We start from the raw sequence: 14,172 nt of genomic DNA on the forward strand, positions 1-14,172 counted from the left end.
TTCGCCATACCCCTCCGCAACGAGTCGGGAGTTCCGTCGACGTTGCAGCGAGGCAAGCTTGTCCACTCTGAACCCACCCTTCGATCGCCCGGCGCGCCGCGATCACGCGCAGGGCCATCCTTGTCGGTCAGCCTCTCGCCGAGCTCCCGCCGACGTCGCGGCCGACTTCAGAGAAGGATCTGTGCGATGAGCCAGCTGGTGAATGTGCGGCCCAACGAGGCCGGCGCGGGCGATCGCAAGGCGCAGAGCAGTGCAGCCGATCACGGCATGCGGCTGCTTGGTGCTATCGGCGCGGCGGCCCTGGAGTCGCAGTCGCCGACCGACGCCTGGGCGTTCTCGACGAGCGAAGCGCTCGGCACGGGATCGGTGGTCGAGCCGTTGCAGGACGTGCTCGGCAGTCTGACCGAGATCATTCGTGCCGAGGGCTCCCCGGCGGAGCGGCAGCCGGATCATCCATTCGCCGACGATCATGGCTTCGCGCTCGACCAGGAGGAGCTGGCGGGTTTGCCGGGCGTGGTGCTCAATACCTTCGATGTTGACGGCCCGGTGTGGCTCGCCGTCGAGGCGCTTGCTGCGACGCAGCCTCCCGCCATCGACTACGATCTCAAGATCTGGGTCGAGCCGTCGTCCGAGCCCGACCGTCGTCCATCGCCGTACGAGAGCATCGTCGTCACGGTCGATGAGATCGAGAAGAACCGCCTCACCTTCGCCCGCCACGCACGGCCCGAGGATTTTTCGCCCGCCCCGGCGCTGGGCGCCTGGACCGGACGGCTGCGTCTGGAGCAGCGTCCTGACCTCGTGCAGCGGATCGAGCGCTATATCAGCGGGCCATGGACCGCCTGGGCCGACACCGAGCGCATGCGCCGCCGGACCATGGCGATCCATCAGCGGCTGCGCGACATGGCGGCCACGGCCGGCGCCGATCAGGCGATCGAGGTCATGTGGGGCATCGCGCTGTCATCTTGGCGGCAGGGCGGGCGCGAATTCGAGTTGCCGCTGTTCGAGCGCGCGGTCGAGATCGAGATCATTGCGCGTCCGGATGCCGAGGTCAGGGTCCGGCCGCGCTTCGTCGGCGCAACCGTCAATTTGAGGGCGCTCGATGCCGTGGCGCCGGACGTGGCGCTTGCCGTGCGCGACAAGCCGGATCGCCTGGTCGAGGCGCTCGAGCAGCGCGCAGAGCTGTCGCCGTTCACGCCGGTCGGCCTCGATCAGATCCTGAGCGCCGCAGGCGCGCAATCCGGTTACAAGACGTCGCGCAAATTCGCGTCTTCGGACGATGCGCCGGCCATGGAGGCCTCGGAGGCCGCGCTCACGTCGGGACGCTGGGTCATATCCGCGCGGCGGCGGCCGGAGAGCCTCGCCCTGCGCGACATCGACCGTCTCAAGAAGGCGATCGAGCATGCGCCGCAGAGTGAGTGCTGCCTGTCGGGAGCCGTGAGCGCGCTGCTCTCGCAGCCGGATGGACGCGGCCACGCCAATGCGCGCCGGCACCTGTCCGGCATCGTCGGCGGCCCGATCGACCTTGCGCCTGCGCCCAAGCCTGCTGCGGTCGAGCAGGGCGATCTGTTCTTCCCGCTGCCGGCTGTCGCGGAGGATGTCGAGGTCGTACGCGAACTGTCGCGGTCGGATGGCCTGATGGTCCAGTCTGTCGAACGCGACGATCGGATCACGGCGCTCGTCAACGTCGTCTGCCATCACCTCGCGCTCGGCTCGCGCGTCCTCGTCGTGTCCAGGGACGAGGCTGCACTTTCGCTGCTGCATCAGAAGCTGCCGCCGGCCATTCGCGAGCTGACCGTCAGCTCGACCGGCTCCGACAAGGACGTGCTCAGGAAGGCCGAAGCCCTGGCGGGCCGGCTGCAATCGATCCTGGACACGCCAAATCTGCGCGATCAGGTCGGTCAGATCGGCCGGCTCGAACGCGACATCATCTCGAAGCGCACGCAGATCGCATCGCTCGACGACGAGATCGCCGAGATCGTCCGGCGTAACCTGCGGCTCGCCGGCGGCTTGCCGGAGCTGCCGTTCGATTTGTTCAAGGCGCTGGTCGGCGAGCAGGACGCGCATGCCTGGTTCACCGACCGGCCGAAGCACCTGCTCGCAGCCACCGACCCGCTCGTGACGGCGGTCGACAAGGCACGCGAGGCGCGGCTGCGGCTTGCCGCTGATCTCAAGCACATCGATGTCGAGTTGCCGGAGCTCGCGGCGCTTCCCGACACCGCCGCTATCCTGCGTCTGCACGCGGAGCTGCAGCACCAGGCAGGCCTGACGTCGGACGCTGGCCGCGACGAGGATCTCGCGCTCGACGCCATCGCGACCTTCGGGCTCGACGCAACCAACCGCCTGGCGGCCGATCTCGATGCGCTGGTGGCTGGCCATCGCGCCATTGCCGAGGAGACCTGGCTTGCACGGCTGTCGCCGCTCGGCGCCGCAAAGGCTGACGCTCCCGCAGGTCTCGACAAGGTCGTGGGGTGGGCGCGTGATGCGTCGTTCCAGCTGTCGCGGAGTGCCGAATTCGCGAGGCGCCAGGTGCAGGCGCCGGTCGAGGCGTTCACCAGGAAGGACGCGATCCGCGTGGTCGAGCGGCTTGCGGCCGGCGAGAAGCCGTTCGCGCGGTTCTCGCCCTCGCGCCGCGCGCTGAAGGCCGCCGTCGAAGCGATCACGGTGGACGGTGCCTCGCCGTCGAAGCCGGCGGACTGGCAATATGTCGGGCGCTTCCTGCTGTGGCGCCACGACCTGCATGCGTTGCGCGCGCGCTGGACGTCGATCGCAACGCAGATCGGTGCACCCGCGCTTCAATTGGAATCGGCGCGGGCGTTCGATGACCTCGAGCACATCGTCAAGAGCGTCGAGGCCGCCATCGTGACGGCCGCGCTCGCCGTCCGCAACGTGGCCGATGCCTGCTCCAAGCTGTCCATGCCGGACGGTGACGTCAGGGCGATGCTGGCCGATGCACAGCGGCTGGCCGCGTTCGGCGCGGCGATTCGGACCGTCATGACGCGCGTATCGGGACCGCTGATCGAACTCGCTCGCCTCGGCGAATTGTTCGCCCGGGCGGGAGAACTCGCCGTCTCCGTTCAGGATGACGTGCTGTCGCGGGTCGGTGACGCCGAGACGGAGCCGCAGGAGCTCGAAACGCGGTGGACAGGCATTCTCGCGACCATGGAGAAGATCCGCGAGGCCAGCCCGGACTACGAACTCGTCAGGACCGCCTGCCGGATGGTGACTGCAGCGGGCGCGCCGAGTCTGGCGCAGCGGCTGCGGTCCGCGCCGGGCGCGGGCGAGGCGAAGGATGCGGCGACGCTCGCGGAATGGGTGGCGGCCTGGAATTGGGCCGTGCTGATGCGGATCGAAAGTCCGGAGGAGCGGCAGCTGCTGCATGACCTCGCGGCTCAGCGCGCGCGGCTGGAGACGCGGTCGCTGGCCTTGTTCGAAGCGGTGATCGGCGCCCGCATGTCGCTGGGCATCGCGCAGAATGCGGGCGTCGCCGTCAGGCAAGCGGTAAAGCGGTTCAGGGACTCGATGCAGAAGATGGCGTCGGCCTGCTCCGGTCCGACCGCACGCCGACTTCGGCTTGCTGCGCGCAGGTCTCTCGACGGCTGGCTCGAGGAGATTCCCTGTCACGTGATGCCGGCCTGGCGTGTCGCCGAGTTGCTGCCGGCCCGGATCGGCACCTTCGATCTTCTGGTCGTCGACCACGCCTCCCGCTCCGATCTGCGCGAACTGACGGCGATGCTGCGGGCCCGCAAGGTTCTGATCAGCGACGAGCGTCACGACGACGGAGCCTTGGTCGGAGCCGGCCGCAACGATCCTGTTGTCAAACGCACCGAGACGAACACGCTGCGCCGCGTTCCACCAGCGCTGCGGCGGCTGCTGATGCCGGGTGCCTCGCTGCGCGATCTCGCCGCGATCCTGTTTCCCGATCGCATGATCGAGCTGCGCGCGCGCCCTGCCGGCGTCGAGACAGCCTCGGTCACAGCTGCGCTGCTGCCCGCCGATACGTCCAGACCAGCCGATGCACCAGCCGCCGAGCTGCCGCGGCCGGCCCGCGCGGCAGCGCCCGCGCCGAAGCAGCGGCCGCAGCCACGGCAGGTCTTCACGACGCACTCGCTCGAAGAGGAGATCGCCACCGTCGCGAAATATCTCTCGATGGCTCGCCGCTCGGGGACGGACATCGTCACGGCTGCCGCCGGCAAGCCGGGCGCGCCCGCTATAGCGCAGCGTGCCGAGAGCCGCGTGGCTGCGCCCAAGCCCGCGCCGGAGATTCGCGTGCTGCGCCGGCGTCCGCCGCGCCAGCCGGCCGCGGACATCGTGGCGCCGGTTGTGACTGCGGCTCCGCCTGAGCTGCCGACCGTCGCGCAGCCGGCCACGGTCGAGCCGACCCAGCCGAGCGCCGCCGCCGTCACTGAAGCGCCGGTCATCGTCGCCGATCGGTTTGCGGTGCCGCAGCGCCCTGCCGAAAAGATGGTGGTCACGGCGGAGATCGAGGCGGAGTCCACGAGCGCCGCGCCGGCAGAGCCCGTGAAGCCTGGCGTCGTTGCGACACCCGCTGCGGCAGCGGCTTCTGCCACCACTGAGCCCGCCGCCGCTGCTGCGGCTCCAGCCGCTGCTGCGACTTCTGCAGCGCCGGCGACAGAGATCAAGATTCATCCCTCCCTCGTCGAGATGGCGTTCAAGTCGACGGAGAACGCCGCGGCACCACGCCGCCGTCTGCCGAGCCGGCGGGTGATGGCATTTGCCGCGGCCGGACTGCTGGCAGTCGTCGGTGCGGCGGTGTCCTGGGAGCGCGCGTCGGAATGGGTCCAGCTGTCCCTGAGCGGTGCGACGGCAGCGTCGGCTCTGCCGAGCGAACCGGGCGCCCATAAGGTCAATGCGGAGCGGATCATGCCGGAGGCCAAGCCGGTGGTTGTCGCCGCGGCAGAGGAGCATGCCACGGTCGGCATGAGCGTGCCGGTCAGCACGCCGGCGCAGGCGTTCCTCTATCATGAGGATCCGCAGGATCCGAAGGGCAAGCGTTATCCTGGCAAGGTCACCTGGTCGATCGAGCAGACCAAGGGGCCGCGACTCGATACGGCGCCGGCGATCAAGGGTGAGATCGAGATCGAGAACGGCACCAAGGCCACGATCTCGCTGCGGCGGAACGCCGACATGGAGATGCCGGCGAGTCACATCATGGAGCTCAAGTTCGACTGGCCGGATCAGTCGGTCAGCGGCCTGACCAGCCTGAGGGGCATCGGCCTGAAGGGCGAGGAGGCCGAGCGCGGGACGGCGCTGGTGACCCAGACCGCCCGGGTGACACCGAAATACTTCATGGTCGCGCTGTCGGCCAACGAGGTCGATACCAAGCGCAACCTGATGCTTCTCAAGGGCAAGCAGTGGTTCGACATTCCGATCGTCTACGAGGGCGGCAACCGGGCGCTGCTGTCGATCGAGAAGGGATCCGACGGCGACCGCGTGTTCAAGGACGTGTTCGCCAGCTGGGGTCAGTGACGGGGTTGGCGGGCATCACGAGCGAGGACAGCATGAGCGAGAGTTCAGCGTTGCAATGGCTGCGGGCTCCCAAGCTCGCCGAGGATGCGCTGCCGGAGGATTCCCGCGCGGTGGCCTGCCGGCGCTGCGGCCGCACGGTGCAGGTCTCGCTCAGCCCGATGCGTCCGCCGAGCTTCCTGCGCGTCGAGGATCAGGTCGAGTGTCCCGAGGTGCAGGAGCGCTGGACCGGCAAGAGCGAAGGCGGGCTGTTGCTGATGATGTGCGGCGCGCTCGAGCAGTCGCTCGATGCCGAATGGGAGATCGCAGAGCCGGAGAGTGCGGCTCGACGAGAACCTGCACCAGTCTCTCCGGTGCGCCCGTCACCCGCGCCGGCGGCGTCCCTTCCAGACAGATGGGACGACGGCAGCGACGGTGATCAGGAGGAGGCGGGTGAGGGCGGCCGGCTGAAGGCCGTGTTCGCACCGGCGGCAGGTGCGCGCAAGAAGCTGATCCGCGGAGCGCTCGGCGTCGTGGTCCTCGGCATCGTCTTCCTCGGCGGCGTGCTGTTGCCGCTACGCGAGATCAGGCTGCTGATTCAGGCGCCGCCTGGGTCGGCCGGATCGTCGAGCTCGCAGCAGGAGGCGCAGTCCGCCGCGCCGCTGCCTCCGCCGCGCCGGATCCTGCTGGAAGCCGCCGGCGCGCGCCAGGACGCCGCGCGATCGCCGTCCAGCGCCTTCATCGCGCCGCGCCAGGATGCTCCGGCACTCGAGGCGACGCTGGCGCGATCATCCGACGCGGCAGCCATTCCGCGGCCCGCGCCGGCGCCGGAAGCCGGGCCGAAGCTGCGCGTTCCTGAGCTGGTTGCGATCGCCGGTGGCAGTTTTGCGATGGGCGGCGACGACGAGTCCGAGCAGCCGGCGCATCAGGTCAGCGTGCGACCGTTCTCGCTCGGCAAGCATCCCGTGACGATCGGCGAGTGGAAGCAGTGTGTCGCCGCGGCAAGCTGCGCCGACATCGCGGCCGGTGCGGATGATCGTCCGGTCACCAACCTGAGCTACGACGACACGCAGGCCTATCTCGCCTGGCTGTCGAAGGCGACCGGCAAGTCGTTCCGGCTGCCGACCGAGGCCGAGTGGGAATATGCCGCGCGCGGCGGCCAGCGCACCCGCTATTGGTGGGGCGATCGCATGCGCCCCGGCATGGCCAGTTGCAAGGGCTGCAACGGCACGGGCGACGCCGAGACCGACCAGCCGCCGAAGATAGGCAGCGTCCAGGCCAATCCTTACGGCCTGTTCGACATGGGCGGCGGCGTCGGCCAGTGGGTCGCCGACAGCTGGCACAAGAACTACAAGGGCGCGCCGGCGGACGGATCGGCCTGGCTCGAGGAAGGCAGCTATGCCCGCGTCATCCGCTCGGGATCGTGGAAGAACGGCGCCGCCGATGCGCGGGCCGGCAGCCGCGACCGCTATGACGGCCGCATCCGGCATCCGACCCTGGGTTTCCGCGTCGCGCTCTCACCATAGGGGATTTGCATGCTGCCGAGGTCTGCGCGACTCTGCCTCATCCTGACCGCATCGCTCGTGCTCGCGCCGTCATTGGCGCCGGCCAAGGGAACGAAGGCTGCGAAGGATGCCCGCGTCTATTTCATCTCTCCTGCGGACGGGGAGACGGTGACCGGGCCCTTCATCGCTCGCTTCGGACTGCGCAACATGGGCGTTACCCATGCGGGCGACGATTTCGCCGGCAGTGGCCATCATCATCTTCTGGTCGACGTCGACGAGACGATGCAGGCCGGCGAGGAGATTCCGCGCGACAAGAAACACGTTCATTACGCAGCGGGGGAGACGGAGGCGCGGATCGAATTGTCGCCCGGCAAGCACACGCTGCAGCTCGTGCTGGGCGACACCAGGCATCTCAACTTCGATCCGCCCTTGATCTCCGAGAAGATCATGATCACGGTGAGCAAGCCGAACGGAGGCGAGCAGGAGGCGCGCGCGACGCGCAGCGTCACCGTCCGAAGCCGACCGCAGATCCGATCCGTACCAACCGAGCCGCCGGCCCAGCCCGAGCCGTCGCCGGAGATGACGAAGTCGCCCGAGAGCTCCGACTTCATCAGCCGCGTCTTCTCCGGAACGAAGTGACGAGCCTTCCATTCCCGACGGCCGGGCGCGTGATGCGCGTCGCCTTGCGCGCGACCGTGGGACGCAAGCTCGCTCGCTCCTCGAGGATCCATCGCTGAGGGCGGCGCTTGTCGCGCGATGGCGGCAAGGACGATCCATCATCATCCTGCCCCTGCCGCAGCGATGGAATGACGCATGTCGAAATCCGCGCCAGGGCTCGCGAGGCATGCGCCGCACTGGGCGGCGCAAGCGCACCTCACCCGGCAAATGGCCGCTCGTCCTGGCGCGCGTCCATGGCAGATCCCGACGCAAAAGGGGACGTCGTTGCCGAGGCATCTGACACGTCGTTTTCCTGCAGCGACTCGCCATCCTGGTCGGCAGTCCGTGTCGGCAAGGGCATCGCCCGCGCCCAGGATCAGGATGGCTGCGCCGTTGTCCGCACGGATGTGCGTTTGACGGCCGGACGATGCGTGCGCAAGCAGCCGCATCGTCATCATCCACCATCGATCTCGATCCGGTCGTGCGAACGATGGCGACGCTCAAAAAAAAATTCTGAGGCTTAAGGTCGCAGCCTTGTAGCTGTCGGTTCCTTTCTCGCCTCACCATGGTCACAGCGGCAATCGGGCAGGAGTGTGGTCCCGCACACAGCGCCGGCCACGCCTTGTGCGGGAGCAAAGCGCATGCGCCTCGCGATGATGCTGCTACATCCTTGCGAATCAATATCAGTTGCAATGCGCGGGGAACCGCGCGCGTTGTCGAGTCCTGAAAAGATCAGCAGCCTGCCGACACGGTTCAATCCTGACGGGACCGCATGTGAGTTCGCATCTCAGCGACATTGCGGCCGGATGCGGAACGTTTCGAGCCGCGCCTGCGTGATCGAGGCCATCCGCCGCGGCTGATGATGTCCAAGTTTCGTTGAAATCTCCTCCCCTTTGTAGCCTGCGCATCGAGCGCTGTTGGCGCCGATGGCGCAGTCTTCGAGGAGGGATTTGATTATGAAGGTCATCAAGCTGATGGGCGTGGTCTTGGCGGCGGGTCTGGCGTCGGGCTCCGCAGCGCTCGCCGACGGCTACAAGGATTGCACCAAGCTCGACAAGGCGTCGTGGAAGACCACCGCCGAGGCCGAGGCAAAGGCGAAGGCCGCGGGCTACGAGGTTCGACAGACCAAGATCGAGGGCACCTGCTACGAGGTCTACGGCGTTAAGGGCGGTAAGCTCTATGAGCTGTTCTACAGCCCCGAAGACCTCGCGCTGAAGCACACCAAGGCGAAGTGATCTGATGGTCATGCGTGACGCAGGCCAGGCACAGCGGAGCGTCTTCTCCGAGACGCCGGCGAACTCGGGTTCGGGGACCGTAGTGGTCTGGGATTTTCCGCTGCGCGTCTGGCACTGGTCGCTCGCGGCCTTCGTGCTCGTCGCCTGCGTCACGCCCAACACGTTCGATCGCCTGCATCGCCTGGCGGGCTATGCCGTCATCGGTCTTCTCGCCTTCAGGCTGATCTGGGGACTGATCGGCAGCCGTCATTCGCTGTTTGCGCGGATCAGCCTCAAGCTGCGGGCGGCGCCTCAGTACATCGTGGGCATGTTGCGCGGAGAGACGGGACGCTATCTGGGCCTGAACCCGGCAGGGGCCGCGATGCTGGTCGTGATGCTTGCGCTTCTGATCGTCTCGACCATCAGCGGCGTCATGCAGGTCTCGATCCGGTTCTTCGGCGTCGGCTGGATCGAGCAGGCGCATGCGCTGTCGTCCAATGCCATCATCGCCCTGATCGCCGTGCATGTGCTCGGCACGGTGTGGATGAGCGTGCTGCAGCGGGAGAATTTGATGCGCGCGATGGTGACGGGACGCAAGCGCGTGCCTGGCATCATGCGCGCCGCGCCTGCGGTGGCGCGCAGCGTCGCACGCCAGAGCCCGGAGCCCGAGCCGATGGCGGACGAGGAGCACGTATCCGTTGTACCCGATCTGCCGCCCCTGCGCGTGAATCCGGCCCCCGGCACCGCGAAGCCTGCGCGTATGCCGCGATCCCTCAGCATTCACGACAGGCGGCTGGGGGTCGGCAGGTGAGACGGCGGGCATCGGTCGTGTGCGCTCGCCGGCGATATGTGCGTGCAGGCCCGCGCCTGATTTCATTTCTAGTGCGCGCAAGGCTTGTCCGCGCACGGCTCGAGCTGGATGGGCGCACACGCATATTGCGGTCCATGCCGCGTGAGACCAGCACGAGCGTGTCCCTTCGTGCATCTCGCTCGCACTCGTCTCGATGAGCGGGCGCATGAGGATCATGCATGTGCTGTGCGCAGCGTAGGCGGTCGATCGTGAGTCTCGTGTGGTTCGCGGCGCGCGACGGCGCTGCATGACCTGTCGTGTCTCATATCAGCACAGATGCGAACTAAGGCGATTGTGCTGCTACCGACCGCAGTGACCGCTGATTTTCGTCGTTGTCATTCGGCGCTGTGCATCGGCGATGCTCGAGCCCGCGCGTTTGCGCGGCGACTTGACGCCGTACAACTAATAAATTCGCGCGCTTTGTCGCACACACAGATGTTGTCAAATTTCGACACGGCAAATTGCCGCATTCGGGACTTTATAGTCGTTCTATGAAGTGTCGAAGACTCGTCGAAACAGGCGAGCGCTGGAAGACGTTCGGCACATTCGGGTGAATTCGGGACAGGGACATACAGCATGAATCTCTTTGGGAAGGTACAGGCAGCAGGAGCCGCCGTGCTGTTGATCGCGGCGTTCGCGCTGCCGGCAGGGGCGGCTGAGACGACCATCGAGATATCGGTCAAGGACAACAAGTTTCAGCCGGCGGAGATGAAGGCGCCGGCCAACACGCCGATCGTGTTCAAGGTCAAGAATCTGGATGGCGCGCCGGTCGAGTTCGAGAGCGAGCCCCTGGAGTTCGAGACGGTGATCAAGCCCAACATGGAAGGCGTCGTGAAGGTCAAGGCGCAGAAGCCGGGACGCTACGAATTCTTCGACGACTTCCATCAGGGCAACAAGGGCGCGCTGATCATCGAGTGATCCGACCTTCGACGCCGTGATGCCGGGATGCGTCACGCCGCGGGCGCCGCGCTTCGCAGGTTGCCGAACTCGACGGAGACGAGGCTCTTTGGAACGGGCAGCACGAGAGACGGTCGCTTCCAGACGTGGCATCGGTCGCGACGTCTCACGGTGCCAGGAGGAGACGGTTGCGATCACCGTGCTGCTCGTGACGCTGTTCGGAGTCGCGCCGTCCTACGGTCAGACCGTCACGCCGGGGAGCCAGGTCAGGGCCTATGCAGATCCGGGGACCACCGACGCCGGACCGGTGGTGGTCGTACCCAATCGCCGCCGCCAGCCGGTGAGGCCGGCGAACAGCAATGGACCGCTGGTCATTCCGCAGGTGATCGTTTCGCCGGGCGGGGTCGAGCCGGAGCCGAAGGCGGCCACGCAGGTGGACGAGGCTCCACCGCCGCGGCCGCGGTCTCCGATCGATGCGGGCGCGGGCGCGCTCCCGCAGGCCGCGCGCCGCGAGCCGGCGCCGCGTCTGGCTCCGGTTCGAAACGGCTTTTTCGGTGCACCGTCCGCCGGCCTCCTGGTCGGCGGCTGCCTGTCGACGCCGGGCCGGCTGTCGGTCACGAACGTGCCCAATCGCTGCCTGGACGCGCTGGCGTTCGCCGTCAGTCCGCCGCCGGCCACGCGTGGCGTGCTGCCGCGCAACCTGCCGCCGATTCCGCGACAGGATGCGCAGCCGATTCCGCCCGTTCTGGCGGACAAGCCCAAGATGCGGCTGCCGCCGGTGAACAAGGGGCAGAAGCCGCAGGAGCAGCCGCAGCCGCCGATGATGGCGGAAGACCCCTATGAGCCCAAGGGCATCACGGTGGGAAACTTCATCCTGAAGCCTGCGTTCGAAATGTCCTCAGGCTTCGACAGCAATCCCGGCCGTGTGCCGCAAGGCAAGGGCTCGGCCTTCGTCAGCGTTGCGCCGGTCCTGCTCGTGCGCTCTCAGTTCGAGCGGCATCTGCTCAACGCCGATGTGCGCGTCGGCTACATCGACTATGCGAAGCTCCGGCAGCTCAGCAGGCCTACCGTCGACGCCAAGGTGAATGGGCGCTACGACATCACCGATACGTTTGCGCTCAACGGCGAGGGCCACGTTGCCGTCGATGCCGATGATCCCGGCACGCCGCGCTTCGCCGGCCGGTTCGCCAGGATTCCGCTCGCCTCCACCGTCGGCGGCTCGGCGGGCGTCACCAAGCGGTTCGAGGAGGTCGAGGTCTCGACCAAGGCCGCCATCGACCGCGTCGCGTTCCAGAACGCGCCGCTCGTCGACGGCCAGATCGTCAGCAATGCCGATCGCAACTTCGTCCAATACGGCTCGCAGAGCCGCATCACCTACAATCTGACGCCGGAGATCCGTCCCTTCGTCGACGTCGCCGTCGATCGCCGCGTTCACGACATCGCGGTCGATGCCGAAGGCTTCCGCCGCGACTCCACCGGGACGGCGGTCGAGGCCGGCGTGACCTTCAACTACGCCGACAAGCTGACAGGCGACGTCGCCGTCGGCTATCTGACGCGCCGCTATCAGGATCCGATGCTCAAGCCGGTCAACGGCTTCATTGCCGACGCCAATCTGACATGGCAGTTCGCCAAGGAGACGGCGATCGCGCTGGGGGCCAAGTCGCAGGTGGTGGAGATCACCGAGCCCGGCATTTCCGGCGTGCTCAAGCGCGACGTCACCGTCGGCATCGAGCATCAGTTCGAGCCCTGGCTCGTCGGCACGTTCCTCGCCGGCTATGGCGAGGACGCGTTCACCGGCACGACGCGGGTCGACAACCGCTATCTGGTCGAGCTCGGCATGCTCTACAAGTTCTCACGCCTGCTGCAGCTCAGGGCCAGCGTCCGGCGCGAGGAGACGCGCTCCAACTTCCGCGAAAACAATCTGTCGGCGACCGTGGTGCAGGTCGGCGCGCGGGTACAGTACTAGACGAACGTTTCCATCCAATCGGCACGCGTGGTGGGCTGAGCCCCCCGCAGTCTCCAACGCTGTCGTGCCTCGCGAAAGCGGGGCATCCAGTACTTCCGTGGCGGCAGATGCCGAACCGAAACGTCACGGCGTACTGGATCGTCCGCCTCGGACGATGACAGCGAGGATACCCATCTCCGAATATGAGAGGAGACGTTGGAAAAGGTCGTCTCGCGGGAATTCCGGCCGGATACGGAAAGGTCTCGCGTTCCTTCGTCCGCGCGACCTAGGCCCAGCAGACGCAAAAAGCAGCGCTCGCGCCATTGCGAACGCTGCCAAGTCTTCAAGATACACGCGTCGAACGACGCACGGTCTACTTCTTCTGGTTGAAGTTCACGTCGAGGCTGAAGCTGAACTGATCGTCCGTCAGTCCGGACGGCGGCGCAGGCACAGGGTCGGAGCGGCGGATCATCGCCAGCGCGGCATCGTCGAACATCGAGTCGCCGGACGACTGCATGACGGACGCAGAAACCACCTTGCCGGCCCGGCTCAGCACCAGCGCCACCTTGACCGTGCCATTGTGCTTCTTGCCTTCCGGATAGCGCTTGTGCAGCTCGAAATAGGCGCTGATCTTTCGGCCCCAATCGTTGGTCAGCTTCTGCTTGTCCTTGCCCATTCCCGGATTGGGGGCCTTGGCCGTCTCGGCCGGCGGCGCGGCCTCGTCCAGCGCCTTGCGGGCCGATTCTTCCTGCGCAGCAGATGCGACCGACGCCTCGGCCTGCTGGGTTGCCTGCTGCTGTTCCTCCTTCTCCGGCTTCTTGGGATCGTTCTGCGTGACGACCCGATCGGCCTCCTCCTCTGTCTCGGTCGGCTTGTCCTTGACGGCGTCGGACTCCTTGACTTCGGCGGTCTGCTGCATCTGCTCCGGCGCAGCTTCGGCCGCGTCGCTGTCGGGACCCGGCGGAAGATCGTTGTCCTCGACCTGGGGCGAGGCGATCTCGAGCGCGAATTCGGCGCCGGCCGCGCCGAGACCGCCGTCCGCGTCATTGCCGCTGAGATGGACGACCGCGAGCGCGGCGCCGCCACCGTGCAGCATGAGGGCGCCGATCGCGGCTGAGATCCACAAGCGGCGCGACGCTCCCTGATACTTGTGTTCGACCATTCTTCAGTTCCGTCGTTTCACTGGTTTCAATGTGCAGCCTGGGCGGCGGCTTGTGAGACGCCTTCGACAGTCACGAGCTTGATCTTCGGATAGCCGCCGGTCCGCAGCAGCTCCATCACGTCCATCAGCTCTCCATACGCCACGCCCCGGTCGGCGCGCAGGAAGATGAACTTGTCCTTCGCCGCCTCGGGGATGTGCTCGAGCGTGCTCACCAGGCTCGCCCGTTTCACCGGCTCCTCGCCGACGAACAGCGTCAGATCCGGCTTGATGCTGACATAGATCGGCTTGTCCGGCTTCTTCTGCGGCGTGGCCGTCGATGTCGGGAGATCGACCGGCACGTCGACCGTCGACAGCGGTGCCGCCACCATGAAGATGATCAGCAGCACCAGGATCACGTCGATGAAGGGCGTGACGTTGATGTCGCTCGTCTCGCCGAGATCATCGTCGCCATCGCCTTCCGAGAGAGAGACGGCCATGGA

Annotated in this window: 9 protein-coding genes; 7 read left to right on the top strand and 2 right to left on the bottom strand. The window is 67.0% G+C overall.

What is annotated here, in order from left to right; translation table 11 throughout:
• Positions 1-186 precede the first annotated feature (186 nt).
• From QW861_RS24535 to QW861_RS24565, 7 genes are all read left to right on the top strand, one after another.
• Positions 187-5,487: an AAA family ATPase gene (locus QW861_RS24535; protein WP_316193581.1), complete on the top strand. Its 5,301-nt coding sequence runs from the start codon at positions 187-189 to the stop codon at positions 5,485-5,487.
• A gap of 32 nt (positions 5,488-5,519) precedes the next feature.
• Positions 5,520-6,989, top strand: a complete 1,470-nt coding sequence (locus QW861_RS24540; protein WP_316193582.1) for a formylglycine-generating enzyme family protein — start codon at positions 5,520-5,522, stop codon at positions 6,987-6,989.
• A 9-nt stretch (positions 6,990-6,998) separates the two neighbouring features.
• Positions 6,999-7,607, top strand: a complete 609-nt coding sequence (locus tag QW861_RS24545) for a DUF4399 domain-containing protein (RefSeq protein WP_316167914.1) — start codon at positions 6,999-7,001, stop codon at positions 7,605-7,607.
• A 974-nt stretch (positions 7,608-8,581) separates the two neighbouring features.
• A complete protein-coding gene (locus QW861_RS24550) occupies positions 8,582-8,860 on the top strand; it encodes a PepSY domain-containing protein (RefSeq protein ID WP_315716492.1) in 279 nt (92 codons plus the stop codon).
• Between the two features lie 10 nt (positions 8,861-8,870).
• Entirely contained in the window at positions 8,871-9,650 is a 780-nt protein-coding gene (locus tag QW861_RS24555) for a cytochrome b/b6 domain-containing protein (protein ID WP_316186068.1), read from the top strand.
• 615 nt (positions 9,651-10,265) lie between these two features.
• Positions 10,266-10,607, top strand: coding sequence for a cupredoxin domain-containing protein (locus QW861_RS24560; RefSeq protein WP_315716494.1), 342 nt, complete (start codon positions 10,266-10,268; stop codon positions 10,605-10,607).
• Positions 10,608-10,695: 88 nt separating this feature from the next.
• Positions 10,696-12,552, top strand: a complete 1,857-nt coding sequence (locus QW861_RS24565; protein WP_315810621.1) for an outer membrane beta-barrel protein — start codon at positions 10,696-10,698, stop codon at positions 12,550-12,552.
• Between the two features lie 352 nt (positions 12,553-12,904).
• Here the strand turns inward: QW861_RS24565 and QW861_RS24570 are convergent, their stop codons facing one another.
• A complete protein-coding gene (locus QW861_RS24570; RefSeq protein ID WP_315753745.1) occupies positions 12,905-13,693 on the bottom strand; it encodes a TonB family protein in 789 nt (262 codons plus the stop codon).
• A gap of 26 nt (positions 13,694-13,719) precedes the next feature.
• The gene (exbD, locus tag QW861_RS24575) at positions 13,720-14,169 is read right to left on the bottom strand and encodes a TonB system transport protein ExbD (RefSeq protein WP_315716497.1); all 450 of its coding nucleotides are present in this window, start codon (positions 14,167-14,169) and stop codon (positions 13,720-13,722) included.
• Between the last annotated feature and the right edge of the window lie 3 nt (positions 14,170-14,172).

The organism is Bradyrhizobium sp. SZCCHNRI1029, assembly GCF_032487555.1.
GTDB lineage: Bacteria > Pseudomonadota > Alphaproteobacteria > Rhizobiales > Xanthobacteraceae > Bradyrhizobium.